Consider the following 18,395-nt stretch of genomic DNA (forward strand, 5'->3'; position numbering starts at 1 on the left):
CAGACCCCGCGAAATCCCGGGCTGCAGCCGCCGCGCGCCGACATCAGGAGGACCAGCCATGGTCAGTGTCACATCGAATGCAACGCCCAAACGCCGCCCACCTCCCGCCCTGGCGATGCTCCAGCGGGCATCGGGCGTGTTGGAGGCCATTTCTCCGGCAGCAGCTTCTTTGCTGCTGGCGACGCTGTTCACCCGGCCACGGCGGCAAAAGCTGCCGAAACGGGAGCGGGACTGGCTGCTGGCAGCGGCGGCGCGACCGCTGCGGCTGAAATCGGGTATCGAAATCCCGCTTTATGAATGGCGCGCGACGCCACGTGGCCATGGTGTCCTGAACGAGGCGCCGTTGCCGACCATCCTATTGGTGCATGGCATGTCGGGCCGGGCTGGGCAGCTCGGCGGTTTCGCGGCGCCACTGGTCAAGGCCGGGTTCCGGGTCGTGGCCTTTGACGCGCCGGGCCACGGGGCGGCTCCCGGGCGTCGCAGTTCGTTGCCGGAAATGCTGTGGGTGACAGAAGAGGTCGCGGCGCATCTGGGGCCGCTGGCCGGGGTGGTGGCCCACTCCAACGGAGCGGCAGCCACGGTGGCGGCTCTGTCGCGGGGCCTTCGGGTGCGGCGGGTTGCGCTGCTGGCGCCGCCCACGGATCTTGAGGCCTATCTGGGCAAGATCGCCGGGCTTCTGGGGTTTGGGCCGAAGGTTGCCAGAGGCGCGCAGACCCGGCTGGAAAAACGCTATGGCCTGTCGTTTGACGCTCTGCGTGGTACCGACCTTGCGCCTGGATTGGCACAGCCTTCCCTGATCGTGCACGACAACGCGGACCGTGTGGTGCCGACCTCGGAAGCGCGGGCCTTGGCGGATAGCTGGCCCGGGGCGCGGTTGCATGTGACGGCGGGGCTGGGGCACGGCAAGATCCTGCGGGATGACAGTGTGATCGCCCGGGTTGTCGAGCATTTGACGTCAGAGGGTGCGGCGCCATGATGGGGATAATCAGGGGTGCCCTTTTCGCCTGTGTTACGCTTCCGGCTTGGCAGACGGCAGAGCGGCGGCTAGGTCTGTAAGGGACAAGAGACTGCCGACAGCTGGCCATCACGGAGGACCCGCCATGCAAATGAGTGATCAGAAGGAAATTGCCGCCACGCCAACCGAGGTCTACGCCGCGCTGCTGAATCCCGAGGTGTTGAAGGCCTGCGTGCCCGGCGCAACCGAGGTGACGGGTTCCCCCGAGGAAGGCTTCGAGGCTTCGGTCACCCAGAAGGTCGGACCGGTCAAGGCGACCTTCAAAGGTCAGGTAACACTGTCGGATCTGATCCCTGGCGAAAAGCTGACCATTGCCGGTGAAGGCAAGGGCGGCGCCGCAGGATTTGCCAAAGGCGGCGCAAAGGTGAGCCTGGAACCCTCTGATGGTGGCACCATGCTGAGCTATGAGGTCGAAGCCAAGGTCGGAGGCAAGCTGGCGCAGCTGGGCAGCCGGATCATCGACGGCTTTGCCAAGAAGATGGCCGATCAGTTCTTCGTCAACCTGCAGACCCATCTGGCGCCCGAGGCGGAAGAGGCCGGAGAAGACGGCGCCGAGGATGGCGGCGAAGAGGGCGAGGGCAAAAAAGGCTGGTTCAAGAAAATGACGGGTGGCTAAGGGGCGGCTGATCGGCGACTGACTACTCGGAGCCGCAACCTTTCTCTCTGCGCTGGCGCACATGCAGCTGCGCGCCTGACCACTGGTGGCCGGATCAGTGGCTGGATAGCCTGCGCGCAACGAAAATTTGGGGGGAGTCCATGTCTGCGATCCTGTCTATACGCGATCTGCGCAAGACCTACGAAGGTGGGTTCGAGGCGCTGAAAGGGGCTTCTCTGGAGATTGAAGAGGGCGAAATCCTTGCCTTGCTCGGGCCGAATGGCGCGGGCAAGACGACCCTGATTTCAACCGTCTGTGGCATTACCACGCCGACTTCGGGCAGCGTTGCTGTCGCCGGGCATGATATCCTGCATGAGTTCCGCGCGGCGCGGCGGTTGATCGGGCTGGTGCCGCAGGAGATCAATCTGGAACCTTTTGAAACGGTCTGGAATTCCGTGCGGTTTTCACGCGGCCTGTTCGGCAAGCCCAAGAATGATGCGCTGCTGGAGGAGATCCTGAAAAAGCTGTCCCTTTGGGATAAGCGCAAGAGCCAGATCAAGGAACTGTCGGGCGGCATGAAACGCCGGGTGCTGATCGCCAAGGCGCTGAGCCACGAGCCGCGCGTATTGTTCCTGGATGAGCCCACCGCCGGGGTCGATGTGGAGCTGCGCAAGGACATGTGGGAGGTGGTGCGCGAGCTGAAGGCCGATGGCGTCACCATCATCCTGACCACCCATTACATTGAAGAGGCCGAGGCCATTGCCGACCGGATCGGGGTGATCACCAAGGGGCAGATCCTGCTGGTGCAGGAGAAGGCTGCCCTGATGGCGCAGATGGGCCGAAAGCAGCTGGAAGTGCAGCTGACATCGCCAATCGCCGAAGTGCCCGAGGCGTTGGCTGCGCATGGGCTGGAACTGGGCGCGGACGGGCGTTCGCTGATCTACAGCTACGACACAAGGGGCGAGCGGACCGGCATCACCGCGTTGCTCAACGATGTGGCCGGGGCCGGGCTGGTCCTGTCGGATGTGGTGACGCGCCAATCCAGCCTTGAAGATATCTTTGTCGGTCTTGTCGCGGGAGAAGAGTCATGAACTGGATGGCGGTTGCATCAATCTATCGCTTTGAAATGGCGCGTTTCTTTCGCACGCTGATGCAAAGCTTCCTGTCGCCGGTCTTGTCGACCTCGCTTTACTTCGTGGTCTTTGGCGCCGCCATCGGCAGCCGCATCGACGAGGTCGAGGGCATCGCCTATGGCGCCTTCATCGTGCCGGGGCTGATCATGCTGAGCGTGATCACGCAGAGCATTTCGAATGCCTCCTTTGGGATCTATTTCCCCAAATTCATCGGCACGGTTTACGAGCTGTTGTCGGCGCCGATCAATTTCCTTGAGATTGTCCTCGGCTATGTCGGGGCGGCCGCGACCAAGGCGCTGTTCATTGGAGTGGTGATCCTGTGCACGGCCTCGCTGTTCGTGGATCTGTCCATCGCGCATCCTTTTGCCATGGTGCTGTTCCTGCTGCTGACGTGCCTCAGCTTTGCGCTGTTGGGCTTCATCATCGGGATCTGGGCGAAAAACTTTGAACAGCTGCAACTTGTGCCGCTGCTGATCGTGACTCCGCTGGTGTTTCTTGGCGGATCTTTCTACTCGATCTCGATGTTGCCGCCGCTCTGGCAGAAAATCACCATGTTCAATCCGGTGGTCTATCTGATCTCGGGCTTCCGCTGGTCCTTCTTTGGCACCGCTGATGTCCCGGTCGGGACCAGCCTCTTGGCCATCGGTGGTTTTACCTGCCTGTGCCTTGCGGTGATCTGGTGGATTTTCAAAACCGGCTGGCGCATCCGGTCCTGATCGCTGGGCGATACAGCGCAGGCAGGCGGGACGCAACATTCGGACGTTTGCCCGGGGTGGTGCGTTGCAAAATTGCCTGCGCGCAGGTGCTTTTTCCCTTTGCGGTCGTTTCCCTGCCCCGGGGACCTTGTTTCGGGGCGGGGGGCATTCTACATCGGCGCCATGATCCTGCGCATACCCTTTGTCAAAAAGCCGCCTCTTGTCTCTGTGGTCCGCCTGTCCGGCGCGATCGGAATGCCGGGACGCGGCAGTCTGAGCGATGCGGCGTTGGCCCCTGTGCTGGAGCGCGCCTTTAGCAAGGGCAAGCCCGCCGCCGTGGCGCTGGAGATCAATTCTCCGGGCGGCTCACCGGTGCAAAGTTCGCTGATCGGCGCGCGCATCCGGCGTCTGGCCGAGGAAAAAGAGATCCCCGTGATCGCCTTCGTCGAGGATGTGGCGGCCTCTGGCGGTTATTGGCTGGCGGCCGCGGCGGATGAAATCTGGGCAGATGACAGCTCTGTTGTTGGCTCGATCGGCGTGATTTCCGCGGGCTTTGGCGCCCATGTGCTGCTGGCCCGTCAGGGGGTGGAGCGCCGGGTTTACACGGCAGGCGAAAGCAAATCGATGCTGGATCCGTTCCGTCCTGAAAACCCCGAAGACGTGGCGCGCCTGAAAAGACTTCTGAACGATATTCACACCAATTTCATCCATCACGTGACCAGCCGTCGCGGCGATGCGCTGAGCAAGGATGAACCGCTGTTTACTGGCGAGGTCTGGCTGGCCCGGCGGGCAACCGAACTGGGCCTGATTGACGGGATCGCGCATCTGCTGCCGAAACTGAAGCAGCGCTACGGCGACAAGGTGCGGATCCGCCGTTATGGCATGAAGCGCCCGTTCCTGAGCCGGTTCGGCATGCAGATGGCACAGGATGCCCTGGGTGGCCTTGAGGAACGCGCGGAATTCGCGCGGTTTGGCCTCTGACGTGCTGCTCAAAATCGTTTCCATTTTCCTGGTTGTTATGGCGGTTATGGCCATGTTCGGAAAGCTCCGGCTGCCCGGGCACAAGCAGCTGAAATCTGCGCGTTGCCCGTCCTGCGGACGCTTTAGGATTGGCAAAGGGCCCTGCGCCTGCGGAAAAGGAGGACCACGGCGATGATGCCTTGGTTGTATTGTGGACTGGGCCTGGTGATCCTGCTGCTGGCCGGGGACGCATTGGTGCGCGGGGCGGTGAACCTGTCGCTGCGCCTTGGCGTTCCGGCCCTAATCGTCAGTCTAACCATCGTGGCCTTTGGTACCTCGGCGCCGGAACTTCTGATTGCCATCAGCGCGGTTATGGAAGGTGCCGACGGCATTGCGATGGGCAACGTCGTAGGATCCAATACAGCCAATATCCTTCTGGTTCTGGGCGTGCCTGCGATCCTGATGCGGCTGGATACCAGCAAATGCGCGACGCAGAAGAACTATGTTTACATGCTGATCGCTTCGGTGCTGTTCATCGCGCTGGCTTTTGTCGGGGTGTTCACCCTGTGGTCGGGGCTGATCCTGCTGGCGGCGCTGGCGATTGTTCTGGGCGGCGCATTCCGCGAAGCGCGGGCGCACCGGCGTAACCGGAATGGGAACGCGGACGCGACGGATGATCTGGAAGAGATCGAGGAGGCCGACCCCGACATGCCGTTCTGGCGCATCGGTGTCTATCTCGTTCTGGGGTTGGTCGGCCTGCCGCTGGGCGCGGATCTGCTGGTCGACAATGCCACGATCATTGCGCGAATGTATGGCATCAGCGAAACCGTTATTGGTCTGACGTTGGTGGCGATCGGAACCTCCCTGCCGGAACTGGCCACCACGGTCATGGCGGCGTTGCGGCGGCAGGCGGATGTCGCGCTGGGCAATGTCATCGGCTCCAACATGTTCAACCTGCTAGCCATCATCGGTGTTGCAACCTTTGTCGGGCCGATCTCGGTCGATCCAGAATTCCTGCGCTTCGACTTGTGGGTGATGCTGGCGGCTTCACTGCTGATCTTTCCTTTTGTCTTTTTCAAAATGGACATCACGCGCCGGTGGGGTGGTCTCTTGACCGGGCTTTATGTGCTCTATCTGTGGGTCCTGCTCTGACCACAGAAGCAGGCAGGAAATCAGGGAGGCATCCATGCGGGCTTTGGTGACAGGAGCGAGCAAACGTCTGGGGCAGGCGATGGCCCTGAAACTGGCCCGGCAGGGGTTCGACGTTGCCGTCCATTACGCGACCTCTGAGGCTGAGGCGAAAGCCACTGCCGATGCGATACGGGGCTTGGGGCGGCGCGCTGAACTGGTGCAGGCTGATCTTCTGTGTGAGGCTGAAGCCGTAGAACTACTGCCTGCGGCTGCCAAGGCATTGGGCGGTCCGATCACCTGCCTTGTTAACAACGCCTCTATCTTCGAGCATGACAGTTTTGAAACAGCGACGCGGGAAAGCTGGGACCGGCATTTCGGCAGCAACCTGCGTGCTCCCTTCGTGCTGATGCAAGCGATGGCCGCACAAGAGGTCGAGCAGCCGTTTGATGAGAACAATGAGCCGCAGGCCTGGGGGCTGGTGGTCAACATGATCGATCAGCGGGTACGGCGGCTGACGCCTGAGTTCAGCAGCTACACGCTGGCAAAATCCGCCCTCTGGACGCTGACACAGACGGCGGCACAGGGGCTGGCACCCCGGATCCGGGTCAACGCCATCGGGCCGGGGCCAACCCTGCAGGGGCCGCGCCAGAGCCCGCAGCAGTTCAACGATCAGCGGGCCAGAACCGTGCTGCAGCGGGGCGCCAATCTGGGCGATATCACGGCCGCACTAGGCTATCTTCTGGAGGCGCCAGCGGTTACCGGACAGCTGATCTGTGTCGATGGCGGGCAGCATCTGGCCTGGGAAACGCCGGACGTTGTCGGGCTTGAATAGCCCCTGCCGGACCGGTCTTTGCGAAAAGTTTTGCACCACCAGCGCGATGATCACAAACCCGTTACAAAAGTGTCTTTGTTTTCAAAACCTTGTCAGGCGTCGGAAAATTTTGAAAACAAAATCAATATCTTATATATCCGCCTAAATTTTAGGCATTTATCCAAAACCGGTCGAAAACAAGGGAAATCGCTGGATAGCCCGAAGATATCTTCACACTTATCCACAGGAGTGGTGGATTTGTCCGCTCTTGAAACAGGCTGGGAAACATTGCAGCGACATGCGTAGAATCATATGTGTCAGGACATGATTGATCAGACATCAGATGCATCGCCCGCGGAACCGCCGCGCAGCGGTTATGCCGTCATTCAGGACTATGTGAAAACGCTGGATTCCTCGCCCGGCGTTTATCGCATGCTCGATGCCGACAGCCGGGTTCTTTATGTGGGCAAGGCGCGCAATCTGAAGGCGCGGGTGTCGAATTACACCCGGCCGGGCAATAGTCCGCGGATCGAGCGGATGATCGCACTGACCACCTCGATGATGTTCCTGACCACGCGGACGGAAACTGAGGCGCTGTTGCTGGAGCAGAATCTGATCAAGCAGCTGAAGCCGAAGTACAACGTGCTGCTGCGCGATGACAAAAGCTTTCCCAATATCCTGGTGTCCAAGGATCACGCCTATCCGCAGATCAAGAAGCATCGGGGCGCCCGTAAGGAAAAGGGGAGCTATTTCGGACCCTTTGCCAGCGCCGGCGCGGTGAACCGAACGCTGAACCAGTTGCAAAAGGCGTTCCTGCTGCGCAACTGCTCGGACGCAATGTTCGAGAGCCGCACGCGCCCCTGTCTGCAATATCAGATCAAGCGCTGCTCGGCCCCCTGTACCGGGGAAATCAGCGCCGAAGAGTACGCCGCCAGCGTCCGTGATGCCGAGCGGTTCCTGTCCGGGCGCTCCACCAAGATCCAGGAGGAACTGGCGGAACAGATGATGGCGGCCTCCGAAGCGATGGAGTTCGAGCGCGCGGCCGCCCTGCGCGACCGGATCAAGGCGCTGACACAGGTGCAAACGGCGCAAGGCATCAATCCGCGCGGTGTCGCCGAGGCGGATGTCATCGGTCTGCACATGGAGGGGGGGCAGGCCTGCGTTCAGGTCTTCTTCATCCGGGCGAACCAGAACTGGGGCAATCAGGATTTCTATCCCCGCGTCGATGCCGACAACAGCCCCGCCGAGGTGATGGAGGCCTTCCTTGGCCAGTTCTACAGCAACAAGGAGCCGCCGCGGCAGTTGATCCTGTCTGATGATATCGAGAATGGCGATCTGATGGAGCAGGCGCTGAGCGAGAAGGCTGGGCGCCGGGTCGAGGTGATGGTCCCGCAACGCGGTGAAAAGACTGAACTGGTCGCTGGTGCCGTGCGCAATGCCCGCGAAAGCCTGGCCCGCCGCATGGCTGAAAGCGCGACGCAGGCCAAACTGCTGAAGGGGCTGGCGGAGGCCTTTGGCCTAGACGGTCCGCCAAATCGGATAGAGGTCTACGACAACTCGCATATCCAAGGCACCCATGCGGTCGGTGGCATGATCGTCGCGGGCCCCGAGGGGCTGATGAAGAATGCCTACCGCAAGTTCAACATCAAGGGCGACGACCTGACACCTGGCGATGACTTCGGCATGATGAAAGAGGTGCTGAACCGCCGGTTCTCCCGCTTGCTGAAAGAGGATCCCGACCGGGAAAAGGGGCTGTGGCCGGATCTTCTGCTGATCGATGGCGGCGCCGGGCAGGTGTCGGCGGTGGCCGAGATCATGGAAGAACACGGCGTGCAGGATATTCCCATGGTCGGCGTCGCCAAGGGCGTTGACCGCGACCACGGCAAGGAAGAGTTCCACCGGCTGGGTGAGAATGCCTTTGCCCTGCAACGCAACGACCCGGTGCTTTATTTCATCCAGCGTCTACGGGACGAGGCGCACAGATTTGCCATCGGCACCCATCGGGCCAAACGGGCCAAGGCGATGGGGGCGACACCGCTGGATGAAGTGGCTGGTGTCGGCGCCAGCCGGAAACGTGCGCTGCTGGCTCATTTCGGCAGCGCCAAGGCGGTGAGCCGCGCCAATCTCGCTGACCTCAAGGCGGTGGACGGCATTTCCGAGGCGTTGGCAGAACGGATCTACGACCACTTCCACGCGCAAGGCTAGGCGTCTGATTTTGGGGTAGGGGGGAAACATGCTATTCTGGGCGCGCGTCCCTAGCCACCCGGAGGAGCCATGGCTGTTTCCCTGACCGTAAAGCCCGTCGCCTACGACACTTATTCTGTGTCCGGAAAGACGCTGCCGGACATTGCTAAAAGCATCAAGAGCAAGGGGCCCAAGGACCCGAACGACAACAAGAAGGTTACCTTTCTGACCACCACGGAGCTGGAGTGCCTGACCGCCAAGGGCAAATACGTGGCGGATGGCAAGGCAAAGATCGACAAGAAGACCGGCTGGTTCGAGGTCGCGACCAAGGTTTCTACGCTGAAGCTGATCCTGCACACCACGGTGCGATGTCCGAAACGCTCGGTCAGCGGCCTGTCACCGCGGGCACTGATCGAATGGTACCGTTTTTATGCCTGTTGCCTCGCGCATGAGGGGGAACATCTGATCAAGGCCAAGAAGGAATGCGAGAAAATCGCCAAGGAGTTGGACAAGCTCAAAGGCACCGGGCTGGCCGAAACCGAGGCGGAAGCCCTCAAGCTTGCTCAGGAAGACCTGATGCGGGTCATCAATATCCACATCTTTGACGACCGAAATCGCCTGAACGAGGTGCACCGGAAGTTCGATCATTCTAGTCACCACGGTGAAAAGAAGGGCGCACTTTTGGATACCTCGGTTGGGTGATCGGACCACATTCCCGGCGCAGCGGATCTGCAGCGACACAATTGGTCGCGGCCGGTCTTTGCCGGACCACGTCAAAATTTGATTAAGCCTGCTTTCCACTTGTGAAACAGCCGGATAATGTGCGTCCATGACGTGGACCTTGCCCAATATCCTGACCATCGTGCGGCTGCTGGCTGCACCCGGTCTTGCCATCATGTTTCTCTACTTCAGCCGTCCGCTGGCGGATTGGTTTGCGCTGTTGCTGTTTGTCGGCGCAGCGGTGACCGATTGGTTCGACGGCTATCTGGCTCGTGCCTGGAAGCAGGAGACCAAGATCGGCGCGATGCTGGATCCGATTGCGGACAAGGCGATGGTGGTGATCGCGCTGATGATCCTTGTTGGCTATGCAGCCGAGCATTGGGCTCCCTGGCTGGTGCTGCCCGCGACGGTCATCCTGTTTCGGGAGGTTTTCGTCTCTGGCCTGCGGGAATACTTGGGGGATACGGCTGGCACGCTCAAGGTCACCAAACTGGCCAAATGGAAGACGACGGCCCAGATGACGGCCATCGCCACCCTGTTTTGCCAAGGGGTGTTCGAGCACTATCTGGTGATGTCCTCCTTCGGGATGGACGATGAACTGCTGGGGCAGATCCTTGCAGGGGAGGTCGAAGATGTAACCGGCCTCAGATGGAAATTCGAAGGCATGGTCTGGACCGGCCGCATCGGGCTGTGGCTGCTGTGGATTGCAGCGGCGCTGACCCTGATCACCGGGGCCGACTATCTGAAAAAGGCCCTGCCATTTCTGAAGGAGACGCGCTGATGGATGTCTTGTATTTTGCCTGGGTGCGCGAACGGATCGGCCTGCCGCGCGAGCGCGTTGAAACCACGGCGGCAACCGTGTCGGATCTGGTCGAGGAATTGCGCGCACGGGAGCCGCGCTATGCGGCGGCCTTTGCCGATATCTCGGCCCTGCGGGTGGCGCTGGATCAGGAGCTTTCCGATTTTGATGCCCCGCTTGAGGGTGTTCGGGAAGTAGCCTTTTTCCCGCCGATGACGGGGGGCTAAGCGATGCGCGTTCTGGTGCAGGAAGCGTCTTTTGATCTTGGGTCGGTCACCGAAGCTTTTGCTGATGCAGTGGCCGGGGCCGGGGCTGTGGTGACATTCACTGGCGTCGTGCGCGATGCAGACACCGGCGACATGGCCGCGATGGAGATTGAGCATTATCCCGGCATGACGCAGAAGGCGCTGGAAAAAATCGCCTCCGAGGCGATGACGCGCTGGGATCTAGCGGATGCGTTGGTGATCCACCGCTACGGGCGGCTGGAACCCGGAGAGCGTATCATGATGGTCGCAACCGCCGCTCGCCACCGCAAGGACGCCTTTGAGGCGGCCGAGTTCCTGATGGATTACCTGAAGTCCCGGGCTCCGTTTTGGAAGAAAGAGGTCCTGCGGGATGGCGAGGCCGAATGGGTCGCTGCCAAGGACGCCGATGAAGACGCGCTGAAGCGCTGGTAACCCACCACTTCAAGGACATTGAAAGCCTGCATTCGGCCTGCTGGGGGACCCCGGCGGGGCGCTTTCTGCTGTGTACACTTGGGATTTCGACAGGTTTCACGAATTAAAGTAAGTATACATATAATAATTGACACACGGCATCTCTAAAATGTAAGTGGACTTATCAAGTGCCGAGATCGTGGAGGAAAGCGCATGCAATATCACCTGAACGGATTTCGCCCGGGCGATCCCGCGGTGCACACGGACCTTACCCAAAACGGGGGGGATACGGCGCCACTGCCTGACACGCTGGACGTTTTGATTGTCGGTACCGGCCCCACGGGGCTGGTGCTTGCCAGCCAGCTGGCTGCGTTTTCGGACATCCGCACCGGGATCGTCGAACAACGCGCCGGCCCCATCCAGGTGGGGCAGGCGGATGGGATTGCCTGCCGCTCGATGGAGATGTTCGAGGCGTTTGGCTTCAGCGAGAAGGTTCTGAAGGAATCCTACTGGGTCAATGAAACCTCGTTCTGGCGCCCGGATGCGGAAAATCCTGGCACGATCACCCGCAGTGGCCGCATTCAGGACACCGAGGATGGCTTGTCGGAATTCCCCCATGTGATCCTCAATCAGGCGCGGGTGCATGATTTCTTTCTGGAGACTATGGCCAATGCGCCCACGGCGATGGCGCCCTGGTACAACCAGCGCATCAAGGATCTGACGGTGACCGGGGACGCGGAGTACCCGGTGACAGTGACATTGGAAAGCACCGCGCCCGGCCATGAGGGCGAAACCCATGAGCTGCGTGCAAAATACGTGGTGGGCTGCGATGGCGCCCGCAGCCGCGTGCGCGAGGCGATTGGGCGCAAGCTGACGGGCGATTCTGCCAATCAGGCCTGGGGTGTGATGGATGTTCTGGCCGTTACCGACTTTCCTGACATCCGCATGAAGGCCACCGTGCATTCGGCGGAAGAGGGCAACCTTCTGGTGATCCCGCGCGAAGGCGGCTACATGGTTCGCCTCTATATCGAACTGGACAAGCTGAAAGAGGATGAGCGGGTCGCCAGCCGCAATATCACTCTGGACAAGCTGGTCGCGGCGGCGCAGCGGATCCTGCATCCCTATACGCTAGAGGTGAAGGAAACCGCCTGGTGGTCGGTCTATGAGATCGGTCAGCGGCTGTGCGACAAGTTCGACGACGTTCCGGCGGAAAACATCGACAGTCAGCTGCCGCGCGCCTTCATCGCCGGGGATGCCTGCCACACGCATAGTCCCAAGGCGGGGCAGGGCATGAACGTCTCTATGCGCGACGGGTTCAACCTGGGTTGGAAGCTGGCCGCTGTCCTGCGCAAGCAGGCGGTGCCCGAAATCCTGCACAGCTACTCTGCCGAACGGCAGGGGGTAGCAAAGATGCTGATCGATTTCGACCGTGAATTCGCCCGCATGTTCAGCGCCAAGCCCAAGACCGGCGATGCTGAGGGCGACGTCGATCCCGAGGAGTTCCAGAAATATTTCGTGCAGCATGGGCGGTTCACTGCCGGCACGGCCATCCAATACGCGCCCTCGGTTCTGACCGGAGCGGACACCCATCAGGCACTGGCCAGCGGTTTTCCTCTGGGCATGCGGTTCCATTCGGCGCCGGTGATCCGGCTGGCGGATGCGCGTCCCCTGCAGCTGGGCCATGTGGTGCGGGCCGATGGGCGCTGGCGTCTCTTCGCCTTTGCCGCGGCCGATGACCGGGGACAGGAAGGCGGCGCTTTGGATGCGCTATGTCAGTATTTGGAAAGCGACGCTGCCTCACCCTTACGACGCTACACGGCAGAGGGGGCAGATATCGATTCCGTTCTGGATGTGCGTGCGGTGCTGCAGCAGGAGCACCGCAGCCTGACGCCGGGGGACATGCCCTCACTCCTGCGGCCTTTGAAGGGACGCTACGGGCTGCGCGATTACGAGAAGGTCTTCTGCCCGGATCTGAAATCGGGGCAGGATGTCTTTGACATGCGAGGCATTGATCGGAGTCGGGGCTGCATGGTGCTGGTGCGTCCGGATCAGCACGTGGCCCAGGTTCTGCCGCTGGATGCCCATGAGGCGCTCAGCCAGTTCTTTGACGGCTTCATGATCCCGGCAGCGGGATAAGAGAGACGGAGCTCTGCAGCCCCGTAACGGGGCTGCGGGCCTTATGCGGATTCGAAATGGCATGCGACCTGACTCGCCCCATTGGGTTTCAGTACAGGTTGCTCCTGACGGCACAGGTCCTGCGCCAGCGGGCAGCGGTCCACAAAGGCGCAGCCTTTTGGCGGATTGATCGGGCTGGGCGGATCGCCGGAGAGTTTCAGCGGTCGCACATAGCCTTTGGACTTGCGCCGCGCCAGAGAGGGCGCCGCTGCCAGCAGAGCCTGCGTGTAGGGATGTTTCGGACTGTCGAAGAGCTCCTCCCGGCTGGCCTGTTCGACGATCTGGCCCAGATACATCACCGCCACATCATCGCAGAGGTGCCGGACCACGCCCAGATCGTGGCTGATGAACAGGTAGGACAGACCAAGTTCCCGTTTCAGCCGCGCCAGCAGGTTCAGGATTTGCGCTTGAATGGCCACGTCGAGGGCGCTGACAGGTTCGTCACAGACCAGCAGCCGGGGATTGGTGGTGAGCGCGCGCGCGATGGAAATCCGCTGCCGCTGCCCGCCCGAGAACTGGTGCGGGAAGAGGTTCAGCTGATCAGGGCGCAGGCCGACCAGTTCGAACAGCTCCTTGACCCGGACCAGACGGCTGTCGGCATCGCCGATATTCATCAAGTCCATTGGCTCACGCACGATATCTACCACCCGTGCCCGCGGGTTGAGCGAGGAATAGGGATCCTGAAATATCAGCTGAATATCACGCCTTCGGGCGCGCATCGCCTCGTCATCCAGTTGCAGCAGGTCTTCACCGTCGAACAGGATCTCGCCCCCAGCCGCAGGCACCAGCCGGATCGTCGACATGGCCGCCGTGGTCTTGCCCGAGCCGCTTTCACCGACAATGCCAAGAGCGCGGCCCCGCTCCAGCGTGAAGGACACGCCCCGCACCGCCTCCAGAAAGGGTTGCGGTGCAAAAAGCGAAGGTTTCGGCAGGGCAAAGCGGACCTTCAGATCCCGTACATCCAGAAGCGTTGTCATATCCGGTTCTCCTCGACCGCGTGGCAGGCCGCGGGATGGTGGCCATGGGTGGCCAGAAGCGGCTTTTCACGGGTGCAGCGATCGGTGCGATGGGCGCAGCGATCAGCAAAAGCGCAGCCCGCCCCCAGCAAATGCAGCGGCGGCACCACGCCGGGGATTTCCGCCAAGGTCTCCGGCATATCGCCTTTGCCGAGGGCCGGGATGCAGGAGATCAGCCCGCGCGCATAGGGGTGCTGCGGATAGTCCAGCACATCGTCGGCGCTGGCTTCCTCGATGACCCGCCCGGCGTACATGACCGCCACCCGGTCCGCCATTTCACTGATTGCGCCCATGTCGTGGGTGATCAGGATGATGGCCGAGCCGAAATCGCGCTGGATTTCGTTCAGCAGGTCAAAGATCTGCGCCTGCACCGTCACATCCAGCGCGGTTGTTGGCTCATCCGCAATCAGCACCTTTGGGCGGCAGCTTACGGCCATGGCGATCATCACCCGCTGGCGCATGCCGCCAGACAGCTGGTGCGGATAATCCCGCGCCCGTGCGTCGGGCGACGGGATACCGACCCGGTCCAGCAACGCCACCGCATCCCGCAGGGCCTGATCGCGGCTGACGTTCTGGTGCAGCATAATGGCCTCGGCAATCTGATCCCCGACAGTGAACACCGGGTTGAGCGAGGTCATCGGTTCCTGAAAGATCATCGCCATTTCCGAGCCGCGCAGGGCACGCATCCGGGATTCAGAGGCACGGGTCAGATCCTCACCATTGAGGCGGATCGCGCCACCGGCGATGCGGCCGGGCGGGGTTGGGATCAGCCCCATGACCGACAGGGCGGTGATGGATTTTCCGCAGCCGCTTTCGCCTACCACGCCCAGGGTTTCACCGGCGCTGACATGCATCGAAATGCTGTCCAGCGCGGTGACTTCGCCATAGCGGGTGTTGAAGGTGACGCGCAGGTCTTCGATTTCGAGAAGGTGGTTCATCGTTCCCTCAGCTTTGGATTGAAGGCATCGTTGAGCCCGTCTCCGATCAGGCTGACGGCAAAGACGGTAAAGAAGATCGCAAGCCCCGGGAAAGTGACCGGCCACCAGGCGTCCAGAATGTATTCGCGGTTGGCGCCGATCATCAGGCCCCAGCTCATGACATTTGGATCGCCAAGGCCAAGGAAGCTCAGCCCTGCTTCGAACAGGATCGCGACTCCCACAGTCAGCGTGGCTGAGACGATCAGCGGCGGCAGGGCATTGGGCAGGATCACGGTCCAGATGATGCGTTTGTCCCGGGCACCAATCGCACGGGCGGCGGTGACGTACTCAAGGTTCTTGATCTTCAGGAACTCGGCCCGTGTCAGGCGCGCGGTCTGCGGCCAGCTAACCACTCCAATGGCAAAGGCGATGGTGAACAGGGTGGGCGACAGCAGCGTCACCAGCACCATGGCAAACAAAAGGGCAGGCAGCACTTGAAAGAACTCGGTGACGCGCATCAAGAGGTTGTCGACCCAGCCGCCATAGTACCCGGCCAAGGCGCCCATCGCGATGCCGATCACCATGGTGATCGCAGCCGCAACGGCCCCGACCGCCAGGGTCGGCCCGCCCCCGGTCAGCATGCCCGCAATGATGTCCCGGCCCAGATAGTCCGTGCCGAGGGGAAACTCGGGCGTCACCCCGGGCGGTTCATGCGGAGCCCAGACGATGTCGAAGGGATCGCCGCTATAAAAGAAGGTGCCGTATAGCGTCGCGCCTATGATTAGGGTCAGCAGCACCACCCCGAACAATGCCGGAATGTTGCGGCGGAACATCCGCCAGGCTTCCAGCGCCGGGCTTTGGGCCTGATGCTCGGCCGCAGACGTGTCGGTTGCGGTGTTGTCGGACATCAGCTTTTCCCCCTCAGTCGCGGATCGGCCAGCCGGTAGCTCATGTCCGTCAGGATATTGGCGATCACCACCATGGCGCTGGCAAAGAACAGGACCCCCATGATGGTGGGGTAATCGCGGCGCAGGATGGAATCGAAGGCCAGCCGCCCCATGCCGGGCCAGTTGAACACGGTCTCGACCAGCAGCGCGCCCGAGATCAGGTTGCCGAATTGCAGGCCGGCCACCGTCAGGATCGGCAATGCCGCGTTGCGCAGCGCATGTTTGAACAGGATCGAGCGCTGCGAGGCGCCCTTGGCCTTGGCGGTGCGGATGTAATCGGATCCCAGCACCTCAAGCATCGAGGCACGCGACAGCCGGGCGTATTGCGCCAGATAGATGATGGCGAGCGTAAAGGCCGGAAGGGCGAGGTGATGCAGCACGTCCAGCGCCTGCACAAAGATCCCCGCATCGCGCAGCTTGACCGATTGCATGCCTTCGACAGGGAAGATCGGCAAAACGCTGGCAAAGAGGATGATCAGCATGATCCCGGTCCAGAATACGGGCACCGCATATCCGATGGTGGCAAAGACCGAGACGAAGGCGCTCATCACGCCATTGGGCTTGCGGGCTGCGATCACCCCAAGGAAAACCCCGATGATGATCGACAGGACCTGAGCCGTGACTACCAACAGGATGGTCGGCAGGATGCGCTGGGCGATCAGGGTGGCAACAGGCTGATTGAAGAAGAAACTTTCGCCAAGGTCGCCTGTCATCACGTTGCCGACATAGATGCCCAGCTGCGTGATCAGCGGCTTGTTCAGCCCGTATTCTTCGCGGATGCTTTCCAGCATCTCTTCGGTGGCGCCGCCCATTTCCCCGGCAATCACCACTGCCGGATCACCCGGCGCCAGGCGGATCAGCAGGAAGTTCAGGACCACCACACCCAGCATCAGGACCAGCCCATAGCCAATCCGGCGTATCAAAAACGAAGCATTCATTACATGTCCCCGGCAGAAAGAAAGAGGGCGGGCGCCAGTATTCTGTTTGTCGGAGCCCGCCGGTTCAGCCGATCAGGCCCGGGCTCATTCGCCCCAGGAGACCATGTCCATGGGGTGCATGGTGCCCCAAATGCCAGTGGGAACGTTCATCAGTTTCTTGTCGTAGGCCGTGTGATAGGGCAGCGCGTTGATCCAGTAGACCGGCAGGTCCTTTGCGACGATCTGCTGGAACTCGGCATAAAGCTCCTTACGCTTGGTCGGATCGCTTTCGATGGCGGCGGCGTTCAGCAGTTCATCGACCTTTGCATTGGCGTATTGCTGGGTGTTGGACCAGATCACGCCTTGGCGAATGTTGTCGCTGAGATAGGTACGGTGCACCCCGATCACCGGGTCGCCCCAGTTGAACACGATATCCATCGTCAGCTCAAAGTCATGGCCGCCAACCCGGCCGGCCCAGGTCGGGAAATCTGGCGCGGCGCGCACGGTGACGGCAATGCCGATCTTTTTCAGCTGCGATTTCATGTATTCGGCAATCGACTGCTGCTGTTCTTTGGGGCCGGGGATGAAATCAATGGTCAGTTCCATCCCGTCAGCAAACCCGGCTTCGGCCATCAGGGCCTTTGCCTTGTCCAGATCGGCATCATAGGCGGGGATGCTCTCGTCAAAGAAGGGCGAGCTTTCGATGATCGGTCCCCGTTGCGGCGTGGAAACGCCTCTGTGCAACGCCTTGGTGATGAAGTCGCGATCCACCGCATAGGCAATCGCCTGACGCACCCGCACGTCGCTCAGCTTGGGCGAGGCGGTGTTGAAGGCCAGCCAGTTGAGCGGACCAACCGCAGCATAGCCTTCGGCGGTGACACCCAGATGGTCGGCTTTTTCAAGGCGGCGGATTTCCTGGCTGCCGGCCATGAAGGGGTACATATCCGCTTCGCCGTTTTCCATCGCGATCAGCAGCGCTGAGGGATCCTTGATGATGCGGACGATGATCTCATCTAGCTTGGGGCGCCCGTCGAGGAAGAAATTCGGGTTCTTCTTCAGAACGATGGCCTCACCTGCCTTGAATTCCTCCAGCATGAAGGGGCCGGACCCGACAGGTTTGGAATTCATCGGGTGGGATTTGATGTCCTGCCCATCGTCGAACACGTGCTTGGGCAGGACTGGAGCCAGCGCGGGCGACAGCGCCAGCAGCAGCGCGGGGTGCGGATTGCTGAGGTTGATCACAACCGTATGCGCATCTGGCGTGTCGATGCTTTCGACCGGTGCGAACATGGATTTAAAAGGGTGGTTTTCCTTTGTGGTCAGGATGGAATAGGCCACATCTTCCGAGGTGATCGGCTCTCCGTCGTGAAAGGTGGCATTGTCGACCAGGTTCAGCGTGACGGTCAGGCCGTCCTCGGAGGTTTCCCAACTTTTCGCCAGATAGGGCTGCGGCTCCCAGTTTTCGTCATAACGGATGGGCGAGGCAAAAATCTGCGTCGACGGCACGGCGGTTGCGATGCCCGATTGCACCGCGCCGTTCAGGTGTCGCGGCACCTGACTGGAGGCGATGACCAGCGTGCCACCGTCGCCAAATGCGGGCAGGGCGGTAGAGGATAGTGCGGCAAATGCGGCCGCGCCCAAGAGGCGTGACATGAGTTTCATCTGGATCTCCCTGATCGTTTTTTTGCTGTTTCAATCAGGCTAGTCTCGCTCACTCGTCTCAG

General features: G+C 61.2%; 18 protein-coding genes. 13 read left to right on the forward strand and 5 right to left on the reverse strand.

The features are described from left to right. The first annotated feature begins 58 nt into the window (after positions 1-58). The 13 genes from AAFO90_RS04190 to AAFO90_RS04250 all read left to right on the forward strand — a co-directional run bounded on the left by AAFO90_RS04190 (position 59) and on the right by AAFO90_RS04250 (position 12,835). Entirely contained in the window at positions 59-976 is a 918-nt protein-coding gene (locus AAFO90_RS04190; RefSeq protein WP_347508600.1) for an alpha/beta fold hydrolase, read from the forward strand. A gap of 124 nt (positions 977-1,100) precedes the next feature. Continuing rightward, entirely contained in the window at positions 1,101-1,631 is a 531-nt protein-coding gene (locus AAFO90_RS04195) for a carbon monoxide dehydrogenase subunit G (RefSeq protein ID WP_347508601.1), read from the forward strand. Positions 1,632-1,771: 140 nt separating this feature from the next. Next, positions 1,772-2,701, forward strand: a complete 930-nt coding sequence (locus tag AAFO90_RS04200; RefSeq protein WP_347508602.1) for an ABC transporter ATP-binding protein — start codon at positions 1,772-1,774, stop codon at positions 2,699-2,701. Then, positions 2,698-3,459, forward strand: coding sequence for an ABC transporter permease (locus AAFO90_RS04205; RefSeq protein ID WP_274829696.1), 762 nt, complete (start codon positions 2,698-2,700; stop codon positions 3,457-3,459). Before AAFO90_RS04200 ends, AAFO90_RS04205 begins: the two co-directional genes overlap by 4 nt. Before the next feature lie 162 nt (positions 3,460-3,621). Further along, a complete protein-coding gene (locus AAFO90_RS04210; protein WP_065271249.1) occupies positions 3,622-4,419 on the forward strand; it encodes a S49 family peptidase in 798 nt (265 codons plus the stop codon). 171 nt (positions 4,420-4,590) lie between these two features. Beyond that, positions 4,591-5,550, forward strand: a complete 960-nt coding sequence (locus tag AAFO90_RS04215; protein WP_347508603.1) for a calcium/sodium antiporter — start codon at positions 4,591-4,593, stop codon at positions 5,548-5,550. After that, positions 5,522-6,361 carry an SDR family oxidoreductase gene (locus AAFO90_RS04220; RefSeq protein ID WP_347508604.1) on the forward strand — a complete coding sequence of 280 codons (840 nt, stop codon included), beginning with the start codon at positions 5,522-5,524 and terminating at the stop codon, positions 6,359-6,361. Before AAFO90_RS04215 ends, AAFO90_RS04220 begins: the two co-directional genes overlap by 29 nt. Positions 6,362-6,664: 303 nt before the next feature. After that, on the forward strand, positions 6,665-8,545 hold the full coding sequence (gene uvrC / locus AAFO90_RS04225; protein WP_347508605.1) for an excinuclease ABC subunit UvrC: 1,881 nt from the start codon (positions 6,665-6,667) through the stop codon (positions 8,543-8,545). A 69-nt stretch (positions 8,546-8,614) separates the two neighbouring features. Then, the gene (locus AAFO90_RS04230; RefSeq protein WP_347508606.1) at positions 8,615-9,226 is read left to right on the forward strand and encodes a DUF922 domain-containing protein; all 612 of its coding nucleotides are present in this window, start codon (positions 8,615-8,617) and stop codon (positions 9,224-9,226) included. A gap of 127 nt (positions 9,227-9,353) precedes the next feature. Next, positions 9,354-10,025 (forward strand): CDP-diacylglycerol--glycerol-3-phosphate 3-phosphatidyltransferase, encoded by a 672-nt coding sequence (gene pgsA / locus AAFO90_RS04235; RefSeq protein ID WP_065271245.1) that lies wholly within the window; start codon positions 9,354-9,356, stop codon positions 10,023-10,025. Next, a complete protein-coding gene (gene moaD / locus AAFO90_RS04240) occupies positions 10,025-10,270 on the forward strand; it encodes a molybdopterin converting factor subunit 1 (RefSeq protein WP_065271244.1) in 246 nt (81 codons plus the stop codon). The genes pgsA and moaD overlap by 1 nt, the downstream gene beginning before the upstream one ends. Positions 10,271-10,273: 3 nt before the next feature. Continuing rightward, positions 10,274-10,720: a molybdenum cofactor biosynthesis protein MoaE gene (locus AAFO90_RS04245; RefSeq protein WP_065271243.1), complete on the forward strand. Its 447-nt coding sequence runs from the start codon at positions 10,274-10,276 to the stop codon at positions 10,718-10,720. A gap of 192 nt (positions 10,721-10,912) precedes the next feature. Continuing rightward, the gene (locus AAFO90_RS04250) at positions 10,913-12,835 is read left to right on the forward strand and encodes an FAD-binding monooxygenase (RefSeq protein ID WP_347508607.1); all 1,923 of its coding nucleotides are present in this window, start codon (positions 10,913-10,915) and stop codon (positions 12,833-12,835) included. 41 nt (positions 12,836-12,876) lie between these two features. On the opposite strand, the gene AAFO90_RS04255 is transcribed toward AAFO90_RS04250, so the two are convergent. The 5 genes from AAFO90_RS04255 to AAFO90_RS04275 form a co-directional block, all read right to left on the reverse strand. Continuing rightward, on the reverse strand, positions 12,877-13,851 hold the full coding sequence (locus AAFO90_RS04255) for an oligopeptide/dipeptide ABC transporter ATP-binding protein (protein ID WP_347508608.1): 975 nt from the start codon (positions 13,849-13,851) through the stop codon (positions 12,877-12,879). After that, entirely contained in the window at positions 13,848-14,828 is a 981-nt protein-coding gene (locus tag AAFO90_RS04260; RefSeq protein WP_274829687.1) for an ABC transporter ATP-binding protein, read from the reverse strand. The genes AAFO90_RS04255 and AAFO90_RS04260 overlap by 4 nt, the downstream gene beginning before the upstream one ends. Further along, the gene (locus tag AAFO90_RS04265; protein ID WP_274839882.1) at positions 14,825-15,715 is read right to left on the reverse strand and encodes an ABC transporter permease; all 891 of its coding nucleotides are present in this window, start codon (positions 15,713-15,715) and stop codon (positions 14,825-14,827) included. The genes AAFO90_RS04260 and AAFO90_RS04265 overlap by 4 nt, the downstream gene beginning before the upstream one ends. Further along, on the reverse strand, positions 15,715-16,692 hold the full coding sequence (locus AAFO90_RS04270; protein ID WP_347508609.1) for an ABC transporter permease: 978 nt from the start codon (positions 16,690-16,692) through the stop codon (positions 15,715-15,717). Before AAFO90_RS04270 ends, AAFO90_RS04265 begins: the two co-directional genes overlap by 1 nt. Before the next feature lie 84 nt (positions 16,693-16,776). After that, positions 16,777-18,333: an ABC transporter substrate-binding protein gene (locus AAFO90_RS04275; protein WP_347508610.1), complete on the reverse strand. Its 1,557-nt coding sequence runs from the start codon at positions 18,331-18,333 to the stop codon at positions 16,777-16,779. Positions 18,334-18,395 lie beyond the last annotated feature (62 nt).

Origin of the sequence: Phaeobacter sp. CAU 1743 (assembly GCF_039839315.1) — a bacterium.
In the GTDB taxonomy this organism is placed as follows: domain Bacteria; phylum Pseudomonadota; class Alphaproteobacteria; order Rhodobacterales; family Rhodobacteraceae; genus Phycobacter; species Phycobacter gallaeciensis_A.